Origin of the sequence: Klebsiella sp. PCX (genome assembly GCF_021869705.1) — a bacterium.
Classification (GTDB): Bacteria; Pseudomonadota; Gammaproteobacteria; order Enterobacterales; family Enterobacteriaceae; genus Klebsiella; species Klebsiella quasipneumoniae.
Genome location: NZ_CP091527.1, coordinates 2927025 through 2951169, shown reverse-complemented (window position 1 = coordinate 2951169; position 24145 = coordinate 2927025). Strand labels below are relative to the sequence as shown.

22 protein-coding genes are annotated in these 24145 nt (G+C 61.4%); 15 read left to right on the top strand and 7 right to left on the bottom strand.

What is annotated here, in order from left to right:
* The first annotated feature begins 83 nt into the window (after positions 1-83).
* Entirely contained in the window at positions 84-671 is a 588-nt protein-coding gene (locus tag GQR96_RS14050) for a DUF1062 domain-containing protein (RefSeq protein WP_074384561.1), read from the top strand.
* A 129-nt stretch (positions 672-800) separates the two neighbouring features.
* On the opposite strand, the gene GQR96_RS14045 is transcribed toward GQR96_RS14050, so the two are convergent.
* From GQR96_RS14045 to GQR96_RS14030, 4 genes are all read right to left on the bottom strand, one after another.
* Entirely contained in the window at positions 801-1193 is a 393-nt protein-coding gene (locus GQR96_RS14045) for a VOC family protein (protein ID WP_048295016.1), read from the bottom strand.
* A gap of 36 nt (positions 1194-1229) precedes the next feature.
* On the bottom strand, positions 1230-2462 hold the full coding sequence (locus tag GQR96_RS14040) for a multidrug efflux MFS transporter MdtM (protein ID WP_065904627.1): 1233 nt from the start codon (positions 2460-2462) through the stop codon (positions 1230-1232).
* A gap of 562 nt (positions 2463-3024) precedes the next feature.
* Positions 3025-3459 carry a VOC family protein gene (locus GQR96_RS14035; protein ID WP_017899595.1) on the bottom strand — a complete coding sequence of 145 codons (435 nt, stop codon included), beginning with the start codon at positions 3457-3459 and terminating at the stop codon, positions 3025-3027.
* Between the two features lie 115 nt (positions 3460-3574).
* Entirely contained in the window at positions 3575-4774 is a 1200-nt protein-coding gene (locus tag GQR96_RS14030; protein ID WP_004203023.1) for an MFS transporter, read from the bottom strand.
* A gap of 296 nt (positions 4775-5070) precedes the next feature.
* On the opposite strand from GQR96_RS14030, the gene GQR96_RS14025 reads away from it, so the two are divergent.
* A complete protein-coding gene (locus GQR96_RS14025; protein WP_004203021.1) occupies positions 5071-6228 on the top strand; it encodes a M20 aminoacylase family protein in 1158 nt (385 codons plus the stop codon).
* 42 nt (positions 6229-6270) lie between these two features.
* Here the strand turns inward: GQR96_RS14025 and fdhF are convergent, their stop codons facing one another.
* Positions 6271-8421: a formate dehydrogenase subunit alpha gene (gene fdhF / locus GQR96_RS14020; protein WP_065904628.1), complete on the bottom strand. Its 2151-nt coding sequence runs from the start codon at positions 8419-8421 to the stop codon at positions 6271-6273.
* A gap of 246 nt (positions 8422-8667) precedes the next feature.
* Positions 8668-9747 (bottom strand): malate/lactate/ureidoglycolate dehydrogenase, encoded by a 1080-nt coding sequence (locus tag GQR96_RS14015; protein WP_004203019.1) that lies wholly within the window; start codon positions 9745-9747, stop codon positions 8668-8670.
* 303 nt (positions 9748-10050) lie between these two features.
* Here GQR96_RS14015 and GQR96_RS14010 point away from each other — a divergent pair, with 303 nt between their 5' ends.
* The 3 genes from GQR96_RS14010 to GQR96_RS14000 all read left to right on the top strand — a co-directional run bounded on the left by GQR96_RS14010 (position 10051) and on the right by GQR96_RS14000 (position 14046).
* Positions 10051-11139: an ABC transporter substrate-binding protein gene (locus tag GQR96_RS14010; RefSeq protein ID WP_004203017.1), complete on the top strand. Its 1089-nt coding sequence runs from the start codon at positions 10051-10053 to the stop codon at positions 11137-11139.
* A 74-nt stretch (positions 11140-11213) separates the two neighbouring features.
* Positions 11214-12983: an ABC transporter permease gene (locus GQR96_RS14005; protein ID WP_004189548.1), complete on the top strand. Its 1770-nt coding sequence runs from the start codon at positions 11214-11216 to the stop codon at positions 12981-12983.
* On the top strand, positions 12976-14046 hold the full coding sequence (locus tag GQR96_RS14000; protein WP_049115564.1) for an ABC transporter ATP-binding protein: 1071 nt from the start codon (positions 12976-12978) through the stop codon (positions 14044-14046). Before GQR96_RS14005 ends, GQR96_RS14000 begins: the two co-directional genes overlap by 8 nt.
* Before the next feature lie 7 nt (positions 14047-14053).
* Here the strand turns inward: GQR96_RS14000 and GQR96_RS13995 are convergent, their stop codons facing one another.
* Positions 14054-14425, bottom strand: coding sequence for a VOC family protein (locus GQR96_RS13995; protein WP_004203014.1), 372 nt, complete (start codon positions 14423-14425; stop codon positions 14054-14056).
* Between the two features lie 501 nt (positions 14426-14926).
* Between GQR96_RS13995 and GQR96_RS13990 the strand changes: the two genes are divergently transcribed.
* The 10 genes from GQR96_RS13990 (at position 14927) to GQR96_RS13945 (ending at position 24139) form a co-directional block, all read left to right on the top strand.
* Positions 14927-15682: a gluconate 2-dehydrogenase subunit 3 family protein gene (locus GQR96_RS13990; RefSeq protein ID WP_017899589.1), complete on the top strand. Its 756-nt coding sequence runs from the start codon at positions 14927-14929 to the stop codon at positions 15680-15682.
* A 2-nt stretch (positions 15683-15684) separates the two neighbouring features.
* Positions 15685-17469, top strand: a complete 1785-nt coding sequence (locus GQR96_RS13985) for a GMC family oxidoreductase (protein ID WP_002908285.1) — start codon at positions 15685-15687, stop codon at positions 17467-17469.
* Positions 17470-17479: 10 nt separating this feature from the next.
* Positions 17480-18820, top strand: a complete 1341-nt coding sequence (locus tag GQR96_RS13980) for a c-type cytochrome (protein WP_074384489.1) — start codon at positions 17480-17482, stop codon at positions 18818-18820.
* 83 nt (positions 18821-18903) lie between these two features.
* Complete coding sequence (gene ccmA / locus GQR96_RS13975) at positions 18904-19527, top strand: cytochrome c biogenesis heme-transporting ATPase CcmA (protein WP_032456218.1); 624 nt, start codon at positions 18904-18906, stop codon at positions 19525-19527.
* On the top strand, positions 19524-20183 hold the full coding sequence (ccmB, locus tag GQR96_RS13970; protein WP_065904629.1) for a heme exporter protein CcmB: 660 nt from the start codon (positions 19524-19526) through the stop codon (positions 20181-20183). The genes ccmA and ccmB overlap by 4 nt, the downstream gene beginning before the upstream one ends.
* 49 nt (positions 20184-20232) lie before the next feature.
* Positions 20233-20970: a heme ABC transporter permease gene (locus GQR96_RS13965; RefSeq protein WP_065904631.1), complete on the top strand. Its 738-nt coding sequence runs from the start codon at positions 20233-20235 to the stop codon at positions 20968-20970.
* A complete protein-coding gene (gene ccmD / locus GQR96_RS13960) occupies positions 20967-21197 on the top strand; it encodes a heme exporter protein CcmD (protein WP_023286548.1) in 231 nt (76 codons plus the stop codon). The genes GQR96_RS13965 and ccmD overlap by 4 nt, the downstream gene beginning before the upstream one ends.
* Complete coding sequence (ccmE, locus tag GQR96_RS13955; RefSeq protein WP_004143391.1) at positions 21181-21639, top strand: cytochrome c maturation protein CcmE; 459 nt, start codon at positions 21181-21183, stop codon at positions 21637-21639. The genes ccmD and ccmE overlap by 17 nt, the downstream gene beginning before the upstream one ends.
* Positions 21636-23588: a heme lyase CcmF/NrfE family subunit gene (locus GQR96_RS13950; protein ID WP_065904633.1), complete on the top strand. Its 1953-nt coding sequence runs from the start codon at positions 21636-21638 to the stop codon at positions 23586-23588. The genes ccmE and GQR96_RS13950 overlap by 4 nt, the downstream gene beginning before the upstream one ends.
* Positions 23585-24139 (top strand): DsbE family thiol:disulfide interchange protein, encoded by a 555-nt coding sequence (locus tag GQR96_RS13945; RefSeq protein WP_004202997.1) that lies wholly within the window; start codon positions 23585-23587, stop codon positions 24137-24139. The genes GQR96_RS13950 and GQR96_RS13945 overlap by 4 nt, the downstream gene beginning before the upstream one ends.
* Positions 24140-24145 lie beyond the last annotated feature (6 nt).

The following is a 24145-nucleotide window of genomic DNA, read 5'->3' as shown; positions in this document are numbered from 1 at the left end:
AAATCATGGTCCGTTAATGACGGACTCGGTTTCGTATGGGTTAAAAAAGGTACGTTATGACAGTTACATGGACGGTCACGCCCGTGGGGTATCAGCACATTGCCAAACGCTGCCCCGCCTGCAATGTAAAACGCGACTTCGCACCTTCCGGCGCCATCCGGGTGAATTCGCAAAAGAAGCTGCTGGATATCTGGAGCATCTATAAATGTACGCACTGCGATTACACGTGGAATATCGCCCTGTTTTCCAGGCTGCATGTCAGCAAGATAAACCGTAAACTGCTTCAGCGCTTGATGCAGAACGATGCAGCTATGGTCCACTATTACGCCGCTGACCTCGCGACCCTGAAGCGCAACGGCGCCGAGCCGTCGGGGCATCGCGATTTTCGTATTCATGAGCAATGGTCGGTGACGCTGATGGCGTGCCCGCGGATAACGGTGCGCGTCAGAGTCAGTCAGCCATTTCGCATCAGCCTGCTATCAATACTGAAAAAACAGCTCAAGCTGAGTACGGCTGAAATCCGGTGGTTGGTCGCGACAGGGCATATCGAGGGTATTCCACTAAAACAGCTCAAGACGAAAAAGCTGAAGGCGATGGAATATCATTTTCAGCTGGCGGCGGAAACGCTGTATGCGCGACGCCGGATTACGTTATCACTTCGCGGTAGATAACTCGTCGGGGAGAGAAGTCGTAGCGCTTTAACCGCGGTTTTTCGTGATTCTCAATGAAATCAGGACGGCGAAGTCGGCCGTCCTGAATGACGCATTACTGCCTGAAAAAGGCACTTCCGCTGCAGCCATTCAAACTGCAGACGCATAATAAACAAACGCCAGTTTATTGCCGTCGGGATCGCGGACGTAGGCGCTGTGAAAGCCGTTGCCATATTGTGGGCGGTGACCGGGAGCGCCTTCGTCACGTCCGCCGAGTTGCAGGGCGAGGGCATGCAGTTCCGCAATATGTTCGACGGAGCGGGCGTTAAGCGCCACCATCGTTCCATTGCCCACCCCGGCAGGCTGCTGGTCAAAAGGAACGCCCACGCACAGCCCACAGGTGTGGTTGCCGTTGAAGGTGCCCCAGGACGCCCCCTGTTCGTTACGACCGGCTTTGACGTGTCCCAGCAGCGCCATTAACGGGTCATAGAACTTGATGGCGCGTGGCAGGTCATTGGTTCCCAACATGATGTATGAAAACATAGTGTCCTCCTGTTGTGGGCAAAAAGGTGTAAACCTTCAGGCTGGCTGAAGGAGATGTTGTTGACGGAGTTTTAACAAGCGCGAGACCAGCATGATGACGACGATTCCCGCTATCAGCGCCAGGCAGTGAAAAGGTATTCTGCCGCCAGCATGGAAGTAAACCCAGCGCGCTACTTCCACCGAGGCTGCCATAAAACTGAGCGCCACAATGTTGATGGTGGCTGAAACCGTCCCTTTCGGCAGGGAGTGGGAAAAAAGCGCAAAACGGAATAATACGGGGAACAACAGGCCTGTTCCGAGGGCATAGAGACTTGTCCCTGAAACGGACCACCACCAGGTATGGGGCCACGCAATATTTCCCACCAGTAATACCAACAACCCGGTCAGCTGTATCGGGATAGTGCGCCAGATAAAGCGGGGAGAAGTCGGATCCTTGATAAAACGGGCCACGATGATACTGGCAATAATAACGCCGCTAAAGACAGGCACCTGGGTCCAGGCATAGGCGCCGCGCGACATCCCGCCGTCATCGATCAGGATCACCGGAGAGAGTGCTACCCAGGTGATTATCGGCAGGTTACTGAATGACAACGCCAGCGCGCCAATCAGCACTACCGGCTGTTTAAAGGCGCGGACAAAATCGGAAAATACCTCTTCCGGACGAAACCCCCGGCCCTGAGGGGTGACCGTCTCTGGCATGTTAAAAATCAGTAACGCCCAGGCCAGTAAGCTCATTGCGCCGATGATCGCAAACAATAACTTCCAGTGCAGGAAATTCATCAGGCCAGCGCCCGCCAGGGGCCCGATTACCGGCGCCAGCAAAACGATGGATGTCAGCGCCGCCATAATGCGGATAGACTCTTTTTCATCAAAAGCCTCCTGGATGGAGACATAGCCGACTGTCGAAATGAAGCAGATACTGGTTCCCTGGATAAAGCGGGCGATAAGATATTGATCAATCGAAGTGACAAAGATCATGCTGAAGCAGGCCAAAGCAAAGATGATGGCTCCGGTCAGTAGTACGGGGCGGCGACCGATGCGGTCGGAGAGCGGCCCCAGCAGCCACTGTAATGCCAGCCCCCCGGCTAAATAGAGACTGACAGAAGCCGGGGCTAACGCAACATCAGCCTCAAATTCCCGGATGATGTGGATAATACCAGGTTGAATGAGATCGGTAGTCAGATAAGCAGAAAAATCATAGATAACCATCGCCAGCGGAAACAACAAGATTCTGCTAAAACGGATATGCGGTTCCAACGCTAATTTCATACGCGAAGACTCCCTGGTCGGTGACGGTTTCCCTGGTATCGGGGCCTGGTTGATGTGGATCCCTTGCGGCTGTCGTCACAGGCTGGCCGGGGAATGACAAACCGAAAGATAAAATTCGCCTGGCGACGGTCATTGGGTACGGCAACGCAACGGCATGCAGAGGGAGTGATCGAGCATGGCAGAGGGATAACGCACCGGGTGAACTGGCTGGGGGTGACGTTTCTTATGCGAGGGAGGGGGCTCGCTGCCATCGCGTGGATGTGGAGCGTTTGTCCGCAGGGGACGAGAATGAATAAAGTCGCTTGCTCCTGAGGGAAAACATTCATACCGGGAAACCTGTATCATCATGGGCAAAATAGGCGAACATTCGCCAGTGTCCGCATTCGATTTCAGCGCAGTGATAATCAGTCCGGCCAGTCATGGTCGGAAGTCTGATTATCAGATGATTAGGTTTTCCAGCATCGACGCCTCAGCTATGGGTATGAATTATTCATTAAGGAAATGATAACACCCACATTTATTATGGGAATCGCGTAGGTAAGAAAATGTGACTTTCGCCCGCTTACTGCGTGAAGCTGATCGCAACAGACCCGGCGCTGCGCTCAGCCTCGCCATGGTAGACCGCCTCAATATTATTCCCCTGCGGATCCAGCACAAAAGCGGCATAGTAACCAGGATGATAGTGTCGTTCGCCAGGCGCGCCGTTATCGCGGCCGCCATGGGTCAGCGCCGCATGGTAAAAAGCGTCCACCCTGTCACGATCTCTGGCCTGGAACGCCAGGTGGTGGCGTCCTGTCAGTTTCCCGGCAGCCTCCGGGCTGTGGCGTGAGGCCACCACCAGTTCGTCGGCCAGCAAGTAGTCATTAGCGGTGGTAATAACCGGGATCTCCAGCGCCGACAGTACGGCAGTATAGAAGTCTTTGCTTGCCTCAAAGTCTTCGACAACCAGCAGGATATGATCGATCAATCTGCCACGATGTAACGTCATGCTTTCCATGGAATTTCCTCTCGGCAGGGGGCCGGCAATGGTTATAGCAGTGAGCCAGCAAGAACAGGATTCCCTCAGGTAAGGGCCATAAAAAAAGGGCTGGCGCCAGGCCAGCCCGTCAGGACTACTGCGCGGACTCCGTCGCTTCGTCCATGTCGTCTTCCTGCTCGCTGGCGAGCAGGGTTTTCTCGTTTTTGCACAGACACTGGATCAGCAGGAACAGCACGCCGCTGGCCACCAGGGTGGCGATCAGGCCATCGTAGCCGGTGATGCCGATCAGCATGCCGCTGACTACCGGCCCGGCGACGCTGCCGGCGGACCAGAAAAAGCCGAACAGGGCGTTAATCATAATCAGCTTCTGTCCGCTGAAGGTTTTCCCCGCCCGTACCAGCGACAGGGTATAAAGCGCCCCCGCCGCGGCGCCCAGCAGCAGGCAAATGGCCATCAGCTGAATGCGCGAACCGAGCATCAGCGGCAGGGCCAGCAGCGACAGGCTGAAGACCACCGCGCAGGCCAGATGCACGCGGCGAATGCCGACCCGGTCGGCCAGCCAGCCGAGCGGGGTCTGGAACATCGCATCCCCGGTAAGCACCACGGTCACCAGCAGCACCGCCATTCCTTCATTAAGCCCTTTATCCATACCGTACAGTGGCAGCAGGGCGAGGATGCTGGCGTCGAAGAAGGCGAAGCAGAAGACCCCGGAGGCCAGTACCGGCAGGAAGGCGCCGAGGCTGCGCCAGCTGGCGCGCTCCCCAAGGCTTTCGCGGGTGCCGGTGGGCAGATGGCGCAGCATCAGCAGGCAGACGGCGGTGACCGCGACGATCGCCATCAGCGCCGAGGCCTGCCAGGCAGGGCCGACGGAGATCAGCAGCGGCCCGGCCAGCTGGCAGCCGGTAAAGGCCGAGGCGTAGATACCGGTGAGGGTGGCGCGCTGGTTGCCTGCCGCGCCGCCGGTGATCCAGCTTTCACCGAGGACGATAATGACCCCGGAGGCCAGGCCGGTCAGCAGGCGCGGCAGCAGAAGCAGCGTCATATCGGTGGTCATGCATGAGGCGATGGTCGCCAGCGCCAGCAGGATCAAACTGCCGCTCAGCAGCACGCCCATCTCAACGCGCCGGCACAGCGCAGGAGAGAGGAAAGAGGAGATCATCATGCCGGCGGGCGGCAGGGCGGCCAGCAGGCCGACATACAGCGGCGCGATCTGCTGCTGCGCCAGCTCAAGACTGATTAACGGCACCGTATAGCCGGTGATAAATCCCACGAGCGACGCGGCCATGATCATCGCCAGCGTGGGAGCAAGACGATTCTGGTCTGGGTTAAACATTTTATTTCCGATGACGGAGATGTCAGTAGTGGATCCTTCGGCAAATTGCCGTCCTGAGCTGCATAATAATTAATCGCCTGGCCGTTGTCACCGTTGAAATCACTACCAAAAAAGGACCGCCGGGCGACGGCAGGCCTGTACGCCGCGCCGCCGCCGCATTTCGTGACGTTGTCAGCGTGTTAACGACAGGATATAACGGAGGGAGCGGCAGCGACCCGACGCCGGTGAGCGACGGGTAAAAACGCAACGCATGACCAAATTATTCAGCATTACGCTATGCAGGAAAGGAGTAATACATGGCCGTATCGCCGTCACTGATCGCCGAAGCCACAGGCTGGCGACGTGAGTTTCACGCCGCGCCTGAGCTCGGATATCAGGAGCAGGAGACCTCGCGCCGCGTCGCCGAGCTGCTGGCCTCGTTTGGCCTGCAGGTTCATCGCGGGCTGGCCGGCACCGGCGTCGTGGCGACGCTGGAAAACGGCCCCGGGCCGGTCATCGGCCTGCGCGCCGATATGGACGCCCTGCCGATCACCGAGCTGGGGAGCGTCAGCTACCGTTCGCGCCGCGCCGGGGTCATGCACGCCTGCGGCCACGATGGCCACACCGCGATGCTGCTGGCGGCCGCCGCCCATCTGGCGCAGACCCGTCAGTTCAGCGGCACCGTCCACTTTGTTTTCCAGCCAGCGGAAGAGAACCTCGGCGGCGCGCGCAAAATGGTGGAGGAGGGATTATTCGAACGCTTCCCGATGGATGCGATTTACGCGCTACATAACTGGCCGGGGATCCCGCTTGGCGAAGTGGCGCTCAGCGATGGCGCGATGATGGCCTCCCTCGACGCCTTCGAGATCACCCTGCGCGGCAAAAGCTGCCATGCGGCGATGCCGGAGAGCGGGGCCGATCCCATCGTCGCCGCGGCGCAGCTGATTATGGCGCTGCAGACCATTCCTTCCCGCCGCCTGTCGCCACAGGATTCGGCGGTGGTCAGCATCACCCAGATAAACGGCGGCGAGGCGATCAACGTCCTGCCGGACACCGTGGTGCTGCGCGGCACCTTCCGCTGCCTGAGCAATCGCGTTCGCGCCCGCGTGCGGGAGCTTATCGAAAGCTATGTGGCGACCCAGCCGCAGGTGTCCGATGTGCAGGGCGAGATTAGCTGGTTTCCGGGGTATCCGGTGACCAAAAACCATGCGCCGCAGGCGCAGCTGCTGCGCGAGGTGGCGGTCGCCACCCTTGGCGCGGAGGCGGTGCGCTGGAACCAGGCGCCGTCGATGGCCTCTGAGGATTTTGCCTGCATGCTGGAGGCCTGTCCGGGGGCCTATTTCTGGATCGGCACCGATGGCGAAACGCCGTCGAAGCCGCTGCATAACGCCAGCTATGACTTTAACGATGCGCTGATTAGCCACGGGGTGGCGATGTGGGTGGCGCTGGTGGAGAAACAGCTGCCGGCGGCGTAACCCACCGGCAGCGGCAGCAGGGAGCGCGCGCGCTCCCTGAGGTCAGACGTCGGCGGCGGCTTTCAGTCGCGCCTTCATGTCGCTGTAGGCCGTCCAGGCATAGCGCTCCGCCCACTGCTGGTCGGCTATCGCTTCCACTTTCACCGCACAGTATTTGGTTTCCGGCGTTTTGGAGATCGGATCGAGGTTATCCTGGGTCAGCTCATTGCAGGCGCCCACCCACCACTGATAGGTCATATAGACCGCGCCCGGGTTGATGCGATCGCTGAGGTCGGCGCGGGTGATGACTTTCCCGCGTCGGGAGCTAACCCACACCAGCTGTTTGTCAGCGATCCCCAGCCGTTGCGCATCCACCGGATTCATCTGCACCCGTCCCGGCTCGTCGGCCAGCGACTGCAGCGCGGCGCAGTTGCCGGTCATCGAGCGGCAGGAGTAGTGCCCCACCTCCCGCACCGTGCAGAGCACCAGCGGCCATTCATCATCCGGACGCTCCGCCGGAGCGCGCCAGGCGGTGGCGAACAGCTGCCCTTTACCCGATGGGGTGTCGAAGCGGTTGTCTTTATACAGCCACGGCGTGCCGGGGTGGTCGAGGGTCGGGCACGGCCACTGAACATGGCCCATATCGCCCATTTTCTGCCAGGTCACGCCGTAGAAAAGCGGGCAGAGCTCGCGCATCTCGTCCCAGATCTGCTGGTTGTTCTCATAGTGCATCGGATAGCCCATTTCGCTGGCCAGCAGACTGATGATCTCCCAGTCGCGCTTCACATTCCCCGCCGGAGGGATTGCCTGTTCAAACCGCTGAAACCCGCGGTCGGCGCAGGTGAAGACGCCACCGTGCTCGCCCCAGGAGGTGGCCGGCAGCAGGACATCGGCAATCTCCGCCGTTTTGGTCATGAAGATATCCTGCACCACCACGAAGTCCAGCGCCTCGATGCCTTTGCGCACCAGGCCGAGGTCGGCTTCGGTCTGCAGCGGATCTTCGCCCATGATGTAGTAGGCTTTGATCTCGCCGGTCAGCGCTTTATGCGGCACTTCGGTGATGCGGGTGCCGACCTGGTCATCCATTTGCGCCGGGTCGATCCCCCAGGCGGCGGCGAATTTGGCCCGCACGGCGGGGTCGGTGACCTCCTGATAGCCGGGGAACAGGTTCGGCAGCACGCCCATATCGCAGGCGCCCTGCACATTGTTTTGTCCACGAACCGGCCCCACGCCGACGTTCGCCCGCCCCAGGTTGCCGGTGAGCAGCGCCAGGCTTGCCAGACCGCGCACCACGTCCACCGCCTGGCCAAACTGGGTGACGCCCATGCCCCACATAATAGTGGCGGAAGGGGCGGCGGCGAAGATGCGCATCGCCTCACGGATCGCCTGCGCGCTGACCCCGACAATCGCTTCCACCGCTTCCGGGGCGTAATCCTTCACCGCCTCGCGGTAGGCGTCCAGCCCTTCGGTGTAGCGTTCGACATAGGCTTTGTTGTACAGCTCCTCCTCCAGCAGGACATAGCCGAAGGCGTTCACCAGCGCCATATTGCTGCCGTTGTTGAGCTGCAGATGACGGTCGGCTATGCGTGCGGTTTCAATGCGTCGCGGATCGCAGACGATGATCTTGGCACCGTTTTCCCGGGCTTTGATCACCCGGCGGGCGACGATGGGATGGGAGTCGGCGCAGTTGTAGCCAAAGACCAGCAGGCACTTCGAGTTTTCGATGTCGCTTATCGAGTTGCTCATCGCCCCGTTGCCCAGCGCCTGCTGTAGCCCGGCGACGGAAGGGCCGTGGCAGACGCGGGCGCAGCAGTCGACGTTATTGGTGTTCAGCACCGCGCGAGCGAACTTTTGCATCACATAGTTGGTTTCGTTGCCGGTGCCGCGCGAGGAGCCGGTGGTCATGATGGCGCGCGGGCCATGCTTCTCTTTGATCTCCCTGAGCTTGCTGGCGGTATAGCGAATCGCCTCCTGCCAGCTGACCGGCGTAAAGGCGCCGCCTTTCTGGTAGCGGATCATTGGTTGTTTAAGACGGGGCGTCAGGAGCTGCGTGTCGTTCAGAAAATCCCAGCCGTAATAGCCTTTCAGGCACAGCTGGTTCTGGTTGGTGACGCCGTCGGCGGCTTCCGCGCGAATGATTTTATTGTTGTCGACAACCAGTTTAAGTTTGCAACCCGCCCCGCAGTAGGGGCACACGCTCGTGATTTTTTTCATCAGTAACAGACCTGTTAACAGTGAACAGAGGATCGCTGTCGCGCCGGGCCCGACGGGCAACGATCGCGGTATCGCCTGGTGGTGATGCGGACGCAGGCCCGCTGCGCTATGCAGGTCTCGTGCCAGATTTTAATGTGTTTATTTATAATGAAAAACTTCAGATGGATGATGACGGGAGCGTGACCTCGTCACTAATGACGATGACGCAGAGCGCCGACGTCAGACGCTCTGCGGGGGAAAACGCCGCTACGCGAGAGGGCGGCAGCGGGTGATATGCGACTCGCTCAGGCCGACGTCGCGTGCGGCGGCGCAGATTGCCTGCCAGCTGCCCGCATCCAGCGGGATCCCCTCGGCCAGGCGCGCTTCGCGGTTGGCGGCTTCCCATTCGCCGGGGGCCAGCACCGGGGCATCGGGATCGTGCGGCGACTGTTTACACCATGCGATAAAGGCCTCCGTCTGCGCCTGGCTGTCCGGGGCATCGAACGCGTCCGGGCGCAGGATCACGGTGGTCATGCAGTTAAAGATGGCGTCGACGCTGGTCTGCAGGCTTTCCTGATGGGTGGTTTGCCCCCCGGAGAGCGCGCCGCCGAGCACTTCACACAGCGTCGCCAGGGCATAGCCTTTGTGCTGGGCGAAGGTGAGCAGGGCGCCCAGCGGCGAGGTTTGCATCACCGCCGGGTCGGTGGTGGGCAACCCCTCGGCGTCGATCAGGCAGCCGGGGGCCACGGCTTCCCCTTTGTGCCAGGCGACGCGGGTTTTTCCAAAGGCGATGGCGCTGGTGGCGTAGTCCAGCAGCAGCGGCGGATGGCCCTCTCGCGGAAACACCACGCACAGGGGGTTGGTGCCGAAGCGACTGTCTTTTCCGCGGAACGGAGCGACCATCGGGTCGCCGATTACGCTGACGAAGTGAATGGAGATCAGTCCGGCGGCGGCGCACTGCTCGGCCCAGTAGCCGATGCGCCCGACGTGATGCGCATTGCGCAGGGCGATAGCCGCCATGCCGTGCTGCTTCGCCTTTTCGATACCTAACTGCATCGCTTCGTGGGCGACTACCTGGCCGAAGCCGGCGTTGCCGTCGAGGGTGACCACGGCGCCGGCATCTTTGGTGACCGTGGCGTGGCGGTTGAGCTGCAGAAAACCGCCGGCATGGGATTTCACATAGCTTGGGATCATCCCGACGCCATGGGAGTCATGCCCGGCCAGGTTGGCGGCGATCAGGTGGTCGGCGACCAGCGTCGCTTCTTCTGAGCGGCTGCCGAGATGGGTAAACAGTGAGACGACAAACTGATGCAGATCCGTCGCCAGAAAGCGGTGTCCTGTTGGCACTGATTCTCTCCTGTAGTCTGTTGTTATTTTGTTATGTTTGCCGTTTTATGCTGCGCCGCCCGGCGCAGAAGGTCAAGGGCGGGGGCTCCGGGCGTCACGCCACTGCGCCAGCGTCTGCGTTATACGCCAGACGATAAAAAACCGGTCCGCGATCGCGTTTTAATTAACGTCATAAACACCACATTTTTAAATTCTGCCACTGTCACAAAAGCCAGAAAAAAGCCAGCCCCGGCGTTGCAAGGGCAGCTGATACCACTATATGTTAAATTTGTGTTTATTAATTGATGATTAAAGGTTGGTATCATGTATAAGAAAATAAGTGGTTTAGTGGTTTCACTGACGGCCGTTTTCGCCTGTGCCGCCTGGGCGGAGGTGCCTGCGGGCTATCCGGCGGATTATCAAAAAACGGTTGATGCCGCCGTCAAAGAGGGCAAGGTGGTGATCTATTCCACCACCGATACCAAAGCCGCCGGGCCGTTAATTAAAGGATTCGAAGCGCAATATCCGGGCGTCAAAGTCGAATATAACGACATGAATAGCACCGAGCTGTATAACCGCTATATCAGCGAGCAGGCCGCCGGGGGCGGCAGCGGGGACGTGGTGTGGAGCTCATCGATGGATACGGCGCTGAAATTAGCCACCGAATACGCGGAACAATATGCCTCGCCGGAGGTGAAGCAATTGCCCGACTGGGCGGTGTGGCAGCAGAAAGCCTATGGCACCACCTACGAGCCGGTGGTATTTATCTATAACAAACGGCTGATCCCGCAGAATGAGGTTCCGGATTCGCATACCGCGCTGGCAAAATTGATCGCCAGCCAGGCCGATAAATTTAAAGGCAAAGTCACCACCTACGATATCGAAAAATCGGGCCTCGGCTTTATGCTGGCGGTGCAGGACAGCCAGGCCGACGCGAACTATTTTACCGACCTGGCGAATATCGCCAAAGGCGGCCTGACGGTGCAGTCTTCCACCGGCACGATGATGGAGCGCGTCTCCTCTGGCGAAAACCTGATCGGCTATAACATCCTTGGCTCCTATGCGGAAGCGCGGGCGAAAAACGATCCCTCTTTAGGCATTGCCTATCCGAAAGATTACGTGCTGGTGCTCTCCCGCGTCTCGTTTATTAGCCAGGAGAGCGAACATCCCAATGCGGCAAAATTGTGGCTGGACTATGTCCTGTCGGAAAAAGGCCAGCAGATCCTCGCCAGTCAGGCGGATATTCCCTCTATTCGTCGCGATATTGAAGGCAAAAATGATATCGACGGCATGACCGCGCTGCTGGGCAAAGCGTTAAAACCGATCCCGGTCAACGAAACGCTGCTGGATTATTTACAGCCGCAAAAACGTCTGCAGTTTATTAAACAATGGCGCAGCGCCGCCGCGAAATAATCCTCCCCCGGGGCATCGCCGATGCCCCTTATTCACACCCGGCGGGTTTATTCACCTGACCAAAGGGATGAACCATGAATGTATTACGCAGAAAGTGGCAGGGGCTGCCGCGCGGTGTGGTGGTGTGCATCACGGCGCTGGTGATTTATGTCCCGCTGTTATTTATTGTGGTGCAGAGTTTTCTCTCCGCGCCGTTCTTTTCCCGCTCCAAATCCTGGAGCCTGGAAGCCTTCGCCTTTATTTTTACCGACCCGGATTTTTATCTGGCGTTAAGGTCAGGCTTTATTCTGGCCTTTGGTCTGGTGATTATCGCCATTCCACTGGGCGGTATTTTGGCCTTTCTGATGGTACGCACCGATTTACCCGGCCGGCGGTTCATTGAGCCGCTGATCCTGGTGCCGATCTTCGTCTCGCCGATGGTGCTGGGCTTTGGCTACGTGGTGGCCGCCGGGCCGGTAGGCTTCTTTTCCCAGTGGGCGCAGCAGCTGATCGGCTTTGTGCCGTGGAATATCTACTCGATGTTCAGCATTGTGGTCATCGCCGGCTTAACCCACGTGCCGCACGCCTATCTTTATATCTCTTCGGCGCTGCGCAGCGTCGGTTCCGACGTGGAAGAGGCGGCGCGCACCGTCGGCGCCACGCCGCTGCAGGTGATGACCTCGGTGAGTCTGCCGATGGTGCGGCCGTCCATCCTTTACGCCTGCGTGCTGCTCTTCTTCCTCGGTCTGGAGGTTTTCGGTCTGATGCTGGTGCTGGGCGACCCCGAGGGCAACATGGTGCTGGCGACCTATCTCTATAAGCTGACCAACAAGCTCGGCACCCCCTCCTACCATCTGATGGCGGCGGTGGCGGTGGTGCTGATCTGCATCACCATCCCGCTGGTGATGCTCCAGAGGCGGCTGATGCGCACCGCCAACCGCTTTGTCACCATGAAGGGCAAGGCGTCGCAGGCGCGGGCGCTGCCGCTGGGTAAATGGCGCTGGGTGGCCGGGGCGGTGGTGGTGGCCTGGCTGACGGTGACCATCGGCGTGCCGCTGCTCGGCGTGGCGCTGCGGGCCTTTATCTCCAACTGGGGCGTCGGCGTGTCGCTGTGGGATGAGCTGTCGCTGACGACGTTCCACAATATCTGGCAGCAGCCCAACCTGCTGCGGGCGATCGTCAACTCGATGGCTATCGGCATCGTCGGCGGCGCGCTGGCGGTGATCTGCTATCTGTTTGTCGGTATCGCCATGCACCGCAAAGCGGACAACGTCACCCGCTTTCTCGACTACAGCGTGCTGGTCCCGCGCGCGGTGCCGGGGCTGCTGGCCGGTCTGGCCTTCCTGTGGGTGTTCCTGTTTGTGCCGATGTGGCTCGATCAGTCGCTGAAGCACGGCTGGCTCTCGGCGCTGCCGGTGGCCGACTGGCTGCGGGAGCACCTTATCGTGCAGCTGCGCGCGCTGCGCAACACCATCTTCAGCGTCTGGCTGGCCTACACCGTGGTATGGATGGCTTATGGCCTGCGGCTCATCTCCTCGACGCTGCTGCAGGTGGGCCCGGAGCTGGAGGAGGCGGCGCGCAGCACCGGCGCCTCACGGGGGCAGATCACCCGCCACGTCACCGTCCCGCTGTCGCGCTATGGGCTGATTGGCTCCTGGCTGCTGATGTTCCTGATCTTTGAGCGCGAATATTCCACTGGCGTCTATCTGCTGTCGCCGGGTACCGAAACCATCGGCTCGATGCTGGTGTCGCTGTGGGCGGCGGGGGCCATCGATATCGTCGCGGCGCTCTCCTTTATCAATATTCTGCTGGTGGTGATTGGCCTTGGCATCGCCCTGCGCTTTGGAGTGAAATTACATGATTGAGTTATCGGTAGAAAATCTGCATCTCACCTATGGCGACAACCCGGTGCTGAAAGGGGTGTCGATGACGCTCGGCCGGGGAGAGGTGGTGTCGCTGCTGGGGCCGTCGGGAAGCGGCAAAACCACGCTGCTGCGGGCGGTGGCCGGGCTGGAGAAGCCGACGAGCGGACGGATCGCCATCGGCAACCGCACGGTGTACGACGGCACGCCGCGCAGCGAAATCCCGGCCGAAGAGCGTAACCTCGGGCTGGTGTTCCAGTCCTATGCCCTGTGGCCGCACAAAACGGTGTTCGACAACGTGGCCTATCCGCTGAAGCTGCGTAAAGTGGCCGCCGGGGAGATAAAAGAGCGGGTGCAGCGCGTGCTGGATCAGCTGGGGCTCGGGCACCTTGGCAACCGCCATCCGCACCAGCTCTCCGGCGGCCAGCAGCAGCGGGTGGCCATCGGCCGGGCGTTGGTCTACAACCCGCCGGTGATCCTGCTGGATGAGCCGCTCTCCAACCTTGACGCCAAGCTGCGCGAAGAGGCGCGGGTGTTTCTGCGCGAGCTGATCGTCAAGCTGGGCCTGTCGGCGCTGATGGTCACCCACGATCAGAATGAGGCGATGGCCATCTCGGATCGTATTCTGCTGCTGAACAATGGCGTCATCGAGCAGCAGGGGACGCCGCAGGAGATGTACGGCAGCCCGGCGACGCTGTTCGCCGCCGAGTTTATGGGCAGCAATAACCGCCTGCACGGCAAGGTAATGGCGCTGGAGAACGGCAGGGCGCGGATCGAAGGCGCCAGCTGGAGCCTGTGGGGGCGAGCGGGCGAGGGGGTTAGCGTCGGCGAGCCAGCGACGGCGGTGATCCGCGTCGAGCGCCTGCGTCTGGACGGCGCGGCGCAGGATAACAGTCTCCAGCTACCGCTGCTGACCAGCATGTACCTCGGCGACCGCTGGGAGTACCTGTTCCGCACCGAAGGCGACGACTTCCCGCTGCGCGCCTACGGAACGGCGCTGCGCGATGCCGAACACTGTCATCTGACGCTCCCGGCGGAGGATGTGTGGGTTTTTCCGCAGCGGTAACCGCTGGTTAAGACGCCAGATGGCACACGGCTTCAATATTGTGCCCGTCTGGCGCAATCACAAAGGCGGCGTAGTAACTGGCGTGGTAGTTTGGCCGTAACCCCGGCGCGCCGTTGTCCTTTCCTCCGGCGGCCAGCGCCGCCTGCCAGAAGGCGTCGACCTGTTCGCGGCTGTCGGCGCGAAAGGCGATATGCAGCGGCGCCGGTTTGTCCGCACTTTGATAGAGACACAAAGAGACATCGCCGCTGCCGGCCAGCTCTGCGCCGTAGGTCGGCTCGCCTTCGCCGACCAGCGTTACGCCAAGCGGGGCAAGGGCTTGTAAAAAGAACGCTTTGCTCGCGGCATAATCACTGACGCCGAATTTCACATGATCGAACATATCTTCTCTTCTCCTGTGGACGGGATATCGCCAGCCGAACGCGTTAGCCGGGAAATAGATGCAAAATAGTTAACAACGGTTATTAACTTTTTTAACAGCTCAAAATGTTTAATTATTCCTAATACGAGTATTTACAGACGTTTAATCTGCCATGTACCATAAACAAAAAATAACATTTGTGATACAAGTCACTCTTTTTTGGCGCATGGGTAAGCTCAGCGCGGTGTGAACGCCGCCGGTTTACCGCCTCAAGGTTATGGCAGCACCCTTCTCACGATGACATTCCGGTGAATTTCTCTCCGATTTCCCGCGTTTCGTTGAGAATCGTCTACTATCCAAACGATAACCCTATAAATGATATCGCCTCTGGCGATGTTTTATCCGACTTGCCGGGCCGGGCCAGACGCTAAGCGGTTTAAAAGCGCAATGGTATCGGTTCCAGCACGACATTCACTGGTTTTGTCAGCGACAAAAACAGTAATTTTCAATGACAGGAATGTGATGATGTCGAGCGAGAAAACTAACAATTCCAGGCGTGATTTCCTGGTGAAGTCGATGGCGCTGATCCCGACGGTGGTGATCGGCGGCGCGGGAGCAGGGGCCATTGGCGTGGCCACCAGCGCGACCGCGCAGGCGGCCCCCGCTTCAGAGCCAGCCTCCGGGAACACGGCGGCGGCCAGCGACTGGAAGCCGCAGTTCTTCAACGATCGTGAGTGGGCGTTTATCAACGCCGCCGTCGCGCGCCTGATCCCAGCGGATGAACTTGGCCCCGGCGCTAAAGAGGCCGGCGTGCCGGAGTTTATCGACCGCCAGCTTAATACCCCTTACGCCACCGGCTCCATCTGGTATATGCAGGGGCCCTTCAACCCCGACGTGCCGAAAGAGATGGGCTATCAGCTGCCGCTGGTGCCCAAACAGATCTATAACCTCGGGATCGCCGACGCCGAGGCCTGGTGTCAGGACAAGTATCACAAGACCTTCGCTGAACTGAGCAACGAGCAACAGGACGAGGCGCTCGGCCTGTGGGAATCCGGCAAAGCCGAGTTCAAACAGCTTCCGGCCTCGCTGTTCTTCACCTATCTGCTGCAGAACACCCGAGAAGGCTTCTTCAGCGACCCGATCCATGGCGGTAATAAAGGCATGGTCGGCTGGACGCTGATTAATTTTCCCGGCGCGCGCGCCGACTTTATGGACTGGGTTGAACGGGGCGAACGCTACCCCTTCCCGCCGGTATCAATTAATGGGGAGAGGGCGTAATCATGGCCACCGTATTGAAAAAAACCGATGTCGCGATCGTCGGCTTCGGCTGGGTTGGGGCGATCATGGCCAAAGAGCTGACCGAAGCCGGGCTCAACGTCGTGGCGCTGGAGCGCGGTCCGATGCGCGACACCTGGCCGGACGGCGCCTATCCGCAGGTGATTGATGAGCTGACCTACAACATCCGCCGCAAGCTGTTCCAGGATCTGTCGAAAAGCACCGTCACCATCCGCCATAACACCAGCCAGCAGGCGGTGCCGTATCGCCAGCTGGCGGCTTTCCTGCCGGGTACCGGCGTGGGTGGGGCCGGGCTGCACTGGTCCGGCGTCCATTTCCGCGTCGATCCCATCGAACTGCGGATGCGCAGCCACTATGAAGAGCGCTACGGCAAAAACTTCATTCCCCAGGATATGATCATCCAGGATTTCGGCGTCACCTACGACGAGCTGGAACCGTTCTTCGATAAAGCGGAGAAAGTGTTCGGCACCTCCGGGACTGCCTGGTCGATCAAGGGCAAGGTCGTCGGTAAAGGCCGCGGCGGCAACGCTTTCGCCCCGGACCGCTCAGACGACTTCCCGCTGCCGGCGCAGAAAAACACCTGGTCAGCGCAGCTGTTTGAAAAAGCGGCGCTCGAGGTGGGTTACCATCCCTACAACCTGCCGTCGGCCAACACTTCCGACTCCTATACCAACCCCTATGGCGCGCAGATGGGTCCGTGCAACTTCTGCGGTTTCTGCAGCGGCTACGCCTGCTACATGTACTCTAAAGCCTCGCCGAACGTGAACATCCTGCCGGCGCTGCGCCAGGAAAAACGCTTTGAGCTGCGGACCAACGCCAACGTGCTGAAGGTCAACCTGACCGACGACAAATCCCGCGCCACCGGCGTGACCTACGTCGACGGCCAGGGGCGCGAAATGGAGCAGCCGGCGGACCTGGTGATCATCGGCGCCTTCCAGTTCCATAACGTGCACCTGATGCTGCTCTCCGGGATCGGTAAACCGTACAATCCGGAGACCGGCGAAGGGGTGGTGGGGCGTAACTTCGCCTACCAGAACATGACCACCATCAAGGCCATTTTCGACAAAGACACTTATACCAACCCGTTTATCGGCGCGGGCGGCAACGGCGTCGGCGTCGACGACTTCAACGCCGACAACTTCGACCACGGCGCGGCCGGCTTTGTCGGCGGTTCGCCGTTCTGGGTCAACCAGGCCGGGACCAAGCCCATCTCCGGTTTCCCGGTACCGCCGGGCACCCCGGCGTGGGGCAGCAAGTGGAAAGCGGCGGTGGCCGATACCTACACCCATCACCTGTCGATGGATGCCCACGGCGCGCACCAGTCCTATCGGCAGAACTACCTCGATCTTGATCCGAACTACAAAAACGTCTTTGGCCAGCCGCTGCTGCGCATGACCTTCGACTGGCAGGAAAACGACATCAAGATGGCGCAGTTTATGTTCGATAAGATGGCGCCGATCGCCAAAGCGATGAAGCCGAAATATATCCTCGGCAGCCCGAAAAACGCCAACAGCCACTTTGATACCACCACCTACCAGACCACCCATATGAACGGCGGGGCGGTGATGGGGGAGGATCCGAAAACCAGCGCCGTTAACCGTTATCTGCAAAGCTGGGACGTGCATAACGTCTTCGTCATCGGCGCCTCCGCTTTCCCGCAGGGGCTGGGCTATAACCCAACCGGCACGGTGGCCGCGCTGGCCTACTGGTCAGCGAAGGCGATCCGCGAGCAGTATCTGAAAAATCCGGGTCCCCTGGTGCAGGCATAAAGGAAGGCAGATGATGAAAATGCAATGGTTATCGGCCCTGGTGCTTGGGGCATTGAGCTGCGCGGCCTTCGCCGAAGAGGCGCCTGTGGACAGCAATCTGATTAAGCAAGGGGAGTATCTGGCGCGGGCGGGGGACTGTGTCGCCTGCCACACCAACGGCAAAGCGGGCAAACCTTTCGCCGGCGGTCTGCCGATGGAGACGCCGATCGGCACCATCTACTCCACCAATATCACGCCGGATAAAGAACACGGCATTGGCGGGTACACCTTCGAAGAGTTCGACGACGCGGTGCGCAAGGGCGTGCGGAAAGACGGTTCCACGCTCTATCCGGCGATGCCTTATCCCTCGTTCGCACGGATCAGCGAAGCGGACATGCGCGCCATGTACGCCTACTTTATGCACGGCGTGGAGCCGGTGAATGTCGCCAACAAGGACACCGACATCCCGTGGCCGCTGTCGATGCGCTGGCCGCTGGCGTTCTGGCGCGGCATCTTCGCGCCGACGCCGAGCGACTTTGTCGCCAACCCGCAGGTTGACCCGGTGCTGGAGCGCGGCCGCTATCTGGTGGAAGGCCTGGGCCACTGCGGCGCCTGTCATACCCCGCGTAGCCTGACGATGCAGGAAAAAGCGCTCAGCGAAAGCGAAGGCGATGATTACCTGGCGGGCAGCAATGCGCCGATTGACGGCTGGGTTGCCTCCAGCCTGCGCGGCGAAAACCGCGACGGTCTGGGGACCTGGAGCGAAGCCGAGCTGGCCGAGTTCCTGAAAACCGGACGTAACGATAAATCGGTGGTCTTCGGCGGCATGAGCGATGTGGTGGAGCACAGTCTGCAGTATCTCTCTGATGACGACATCACCGCCATCGCCCGCTATCTGAAGTCGCTCCCGCCGCGCGGCGGCAAACAGACCCCAGCCCCGGTGGAAGACAGCGTGGCGAAAGATCTGTGGAAGGGTAACGACAGCAAAATCGGCGCCGCGCTGTACGTCGATAACTGCGCCGCCTGCCACCGCACCGACGGCGCAGGCTATAAACGCGCCTTCCCGTCGCTGAAGGGCAATTCGGTGGTGCAGACCGAAGATGCCACTTCGCTTATCCATATCGTTCTGACCGGGAGCACCACGCCGGCGGTGAAAGACGCGGTCTCCAACCTGACCATGCCATCGTTCGGCTGGCGTCTGGACGACCAGCAGGTGGCGGATGTGGTCAACTTCATCCGCACCAGCTGGGGCAACAACGCGCCGGCGGTCAGCGCCAGCGATGTGGCGAAGGTGCGTAAGGAGACCGCGGCGCACGATGAGAAGGCGTTAGGCAACGCTGATATCTCGAAGCTGCCGGGGGCCGGACAGTAACCGTCAGGGTTGCGTCGCCCGCGCGGCGCAACCCATACTTAGCCAGGACGTAAAATACTGTCTGAATCAAGGAGTTTGCCTTCATGCTGCATGCAGAGCGACTGACCTGCATCGTTGACGATCGACCGCTGTTTGCGGAGCTGACGCTGTCCCTTGCTGCCGGTGAGCTGCTGCAGGTCGCCGGTGATAACGGCGCGGGGAAAACCTCGCTGCTGCGGATCCTCTGCGGCCTGGCGCGCCCGGAAAGCGGCGGGGTGAGCTGGCAGGGCCAGCCGCTGGCGAAGGTCCGGGAGTCATTTCATCGTCAGCTGCTGTGGCTGGGCCATAAGCCCGGCGTCAACGCGGCGCTGACCGCCGATGAAAACCTGCGTTTCTTCTTTCCGGCCAGCCGCCTTCAGCAGCGGGAACGCGCCCTCGCCGCCGTCGGCCTGGCGGGCTATGAAGATCTCCCCTTGAGCCAGCTCTCCGCCGGGCAGCAGCGCCGGGTGGCGCTGACCCGCCTGTGGTTAACCGACGCGCCGCTGTGGATCCTCGATGAGCCGTTCACCGCCCTCGACGCCACGGCGATGGAAACCCTGACCCGACGCCTGGAGCAGCACGCCCGGCAGGGGGGAAGCGCGATCCTCACTACCCACCAGCCGCTGCGGCCGCTGCGCTGCCCGTTGCGCACCCTGCGCCTCGGCGGCGGCGACGGGAGGTGGCAATGATGCGGGCGCTGTTGGCCCGGGAACTGCGCCTGGCGTGGCGCAGCGGGGCGGAGATCCTCAATCCGCTCTGGTTCTTTCTGATCGTCATCACCCTGTTTCCGTTCGGCGTCGGCGCCGCGCCGCAGCTGCTGGCGCAGATTGCGCCGGGCGTGGTATGGGTCGCCGCGCTGCTGGCGGCGCTGCTGGTGATGGATCGGTTGTTTCGTGACGACTGGCAGGACGGCTCCCTGGAGCAGCTGTTGCTTCTGCCGACGCCGCTGGTGGCGGTGGTGCTGGTGAAGGTGGTTGCCCACTGGATGATGAGCGGCCTGCCGCTGCTGATCGTCTCGCCGCTGGCGGCGCTGCTGCTGGGGATGAGTCTGCATGACGCCGGCGTGCTGGCGCTGACCTTGCTGCTCGGCACCCCGACGCTCAGTTTTCTCGGCGCGGTGGGGGTTGGCCTGACGGTCGGCCTGAAGCGCGGCGGCGTCCTGCTGAGCCTGCTGGTGCTGCCGCTGGCGGTGCCGCTGCTGATTTTCGCCACCGCGGCCTGCCAGGCCGCCGCCGCCGGGCTCCCGGTCGGCGGCTATCTGGCGATGCTGGCGGCGTTCTTAACCGCCAGCGCCACCCTGTGTCCGTTCGCCACCGCCGCCGCGCTGCGGCTGACCGTGCAATAATTCGCTGCGCCTGCGGGCGCGGCCATCATAACCGTGTGAGTAAGCGTCTATGTGGAAAGCGTTACATCAACTGGCGATCCCCGAGCGGCTGTACCGCCTGTGCGGATGCTGGATCCCCTGGCTGGCGGCGTTGAGCGCGCTGTTGCTGGTCATCGGTCTGGGGTGGGGCTTTGGCTTCGCCCCGGCGGACTATCAGCAGGGGGAGAGCTACCGGATCATGTATCTTCATGTCCCGGCGGCGATGTGGTCGATGGGGCTGTACCTGGCGATGGCCGTTGCGGCCTTCGTCGGGGTGGTCTGGCAGATCAAAATGGCTGACCTGGCGATCGCCGCCCTGGCACCGGTGGGGGCGATCTGCACCCTGGTGGCGCTGGTCAGCGGCGCGGCGTGGGGCAAGCCAATGTGGGGGACCTGGTGGATCTGGGACGCCCGCCTGACCTCGGAGCTGGTGCTGCTGTTTCTGTATGCCGGGATCATCGCCCTGTGGCACGCCTTTGACGACCGGCGGATGGCCGGGCGCGCGGCGGGGATCCTCGTGCTGGTCGGGGTGGTCAATCTGCCCATCATTCATTACTCGGTCTACTGGTGGAATACCCTGCACCAGGGTTCGACCAACCTGCAGCAAACCATCGACCCGAGCATGCGTCTGCCGCTGCGGATCTGTATCTTTGCTTTCCTCACGCTGTCGGTCACCCTGACCCTGATGCGCCTGCGTAACCTGATACTCCAGCTGGAGCGCCGTCGACCGTGGGTGGTGGCGCTGGCTAACAAAGGAGCCGTCCGATGAGCCCCGCTTTTTCTTCGTTCGCCGCCTTCCTGAATATGGGCGGCTATGCCCAGTACGTCTGGCTGGCGGTGGCGGTGGCCGTCGCCGCCTTTGGCCTGCTGACGGTGCACACCCTGTGGGCGCGGCGGGCGCTATTCCATGAAGTGCGACGCCAGCAGGCGCGCGAGCGGCGGATCGCTGCTGCCCGCGAACATGACAAGGAGGCCGCGGATGCAAGCGCGTCGTAAAACCCGGCTGTATATCGTGCTGGCGGTGCTCGCCGGACTTGGGCTCACCGTCAGCCTGACGCTGTACGCCCTGAGCAGCAATATCGATCTGTTCTACACCCCGGGCGAAATTATCTACGGCAAAACGGAAACCCGGGCGCTACCTCATACCGGGCAGCGTCTTCGGGTGGGAGGCTACGTTCAGCCGGGCTCCCTGCAGCGCGACCCGCAAACTCTCGACGTGCGCTTTAAGCTGTATGACGCCCGCGGGGTGGTGGACGTTAGCTATAAGGGCATTCTGCCGGACCTGTTCCGTGAGGGGCAGGGCGTGGTGGCCCAGGGCGTGCTGGACGGCGAGCGGCATATTACCGCCCAGCAGGTGCTGGCCAAACATGATGAAAATTACACCCCGCCGGAGGTGAAAAACGCCATGACGCCGGAGAAAACGGGGGCGCAGCCATGATGCCGGAGCTGGGCAACTTTTTACTGTGTCTGGCGGCGGGGCTGGCGCTGCTCCTGAGCGTCTATCCCCTGTGGGGCGCGGCGCGGCAGGACCGGCGGCTGATGGCCCTGGCCCGGCCGCTGGCCTGCGGGCTGTTCGCCTGTATCGGCGGCGCCTTCCTGCTGCTGGTGCACGCCTTCGTGGTCAACGACTTTACCGTCCGCTACGTGGCGGAAAACTCCAACAGCGCGCTGCCGGTGTGGTATCGGGTGGCGGCGACCTGGGGGGCGCATGAGGGCTCGCTGCTGCTGTGGGTTCTGCTGCTCAGCGTCTGGACCTTCGCCGTCGCCCTCTTCAGCCGCCGGATGCCGCTCGACGCCGTCGCCCGGGTGCTGGCGGTGATGGGGATGATCGCCTTGGGGTTCCTGCTGTTTATCCTCTTTACCTCCAACCCGTTCAGCCGCGGCCTGCCGCAGTACCCCATTGACGGCCGCGACCTCAATCCGCTGCTACAGGATATCGGCATGATTTTTCATCCGCCGATCCTCTATATGGGTTACGTCGGCTTCTCGGTGGCTTTCGCCTTCGCCATCGCCTCGCTGCTGGCGGGGCGGCTGGATACCGCGTGGGCGCGCTGGTCGCGTCCCTGGACCCAGGCGGCATGGATTTTCCTCACCCTCGGCATCGTGCTGGGCTCGGCGTGGGCCTATTACGAACTGGGCTGGGGCGGCTGGTGGTTCTGGGACCCGGTGGAAAACGCCTCGTTTATGCCGTGGCTGGTGGGAACCGCGCTGCTGCACTCCCTGGCGGTGACCGAGAAGCGCGGCAGCTTCCGCGCCTGGACGGTGCTGCTGGCCATCGCCGCCTTCTCCCTGTGCCTGCTGGGCACCTTCCTGGTGCGCTCCGGGGTGCTGGTCTCGGTGCATGCCTTCGCCTCGGATCCGTCGCGCGGGCTGTTTATTCTGGCGCTGCTGATTGTCGCCATCGGCGGGTCGCTGCTGCTGTACGCCCTGAAGGGCGGCCGGGTGCGGGCGCGGGTGGAACATACGCTGTGGTCGCGCGAGTCGTTCCTGCTTGGCAACAATATTTTGCTGATGGCCGCGATGCTGGTGGTGCTCCTCGGAACGCTGCTGCCGCTGGTGCATAAAGAGCTGGGCCTCGGCAGCATCTCCATCGGCGAGCCGTTCTTTAACACCATGTTCACCGCCCTGATGGCGCCGTTTGCGCTGCTGCTGGGGCTGGGGCCGCTGATCCGCTGGCGGCGCGATGACATCGCCAGGCAGATTAAGCGCCTGATTATCGCTCTGGTGGTGACGTTGTCACTTTCTCTGGCGCTGCCGTGGCTGCTGCAGGATCGTATCACCGCCATGGCGGTCATAGGCCTGATGATGGCCCTGTGGGTGCTGATCTTCGCCCTGCTGGAGGTTCACGAACGGGCTACTCATCGCCACGGCTTCTGGCGCGGCCTGCGGACGCTGACCCGCAGCCAGTGGGGGATGGTGCTCGGTCACGTCGGCGTGGCGGTGACCGTTATCGGCATCACTTTTAGCCAGAACTACAGCGTGGAGCGCGATGTACGGATGCGCCCCGGCGACAGTATCGATATCCATCGCTATCACTTTGTGTTTAACGGCGTGCGCAATATCGTCGGCCCCAACTGGACCGGCGGCGAAGGCATTATCGCCGTGACCCATAGCGGACGCCCGGAAGCGACGCTGTATGCCGAGAAGCGCTTTTACACCGCCAGCCGGATGATGATGACCGAGGCGGCGATCAGCGGCGGGCTGACCCGCGATCTGTACGCCGCGCTGGGGGAAGAGCTGAGCGACGGCAGCTGGGCGGTACGTCTGTACTACAAACCGTTCGTTCGCTGGATCTGGTACGGCGGGGTGCTGATGGCCCTCGGCGGTCTGTGCTGCATGCTCGACCCGCGCTATCGGATGCGTAAGAAGCTGCAGGAGGCCTCATGAACCGGAAGCTGCTGTTTATCCCGCTGGCGCTGTTTCTGGCGCTGGCCGCTGCGCTGTTCTGGCAGCTGATGCGCAACGCCGATGGCGACGACCCGACGACCCTCGAGTCGGCGCTGATTGGCAAACCGCTGCCGGAGTTTCGCCTTGAAGCGCTGAATACCCCCGGTCAGACGCTGGACCGGCGGACGCTGATTGACGGCAAGCCGCTGCTGCTCAACGTCTGGGCCACCTGGTGCCCAACCTGTCGCGCCGAGCATCAGTTTCTCAACGGTCTGGCGCAGCAGGGCGTGCGGGTGGTGGGGATGAACTACAAAGACGATCGGCAGAAGGCGATGAGCTGGCTGCAGCGCCTGGGTAATCCGTACAGGCTGAGCCTGTACGACGGCAACGGCATGCTCGGCCTGGATCTGGGGGTTTATGGCGCGCCGGAGACGTTTCTCATCGACGGTCAGGGCATCATCCGCTGGCGGCACGCCGGCGACCTGAACGAACGGGTGTGGCGCGAGGAGCTCCAGCCGCTGTGGAATCAATACAACCGGGGGGCGGGCTGATGAGAG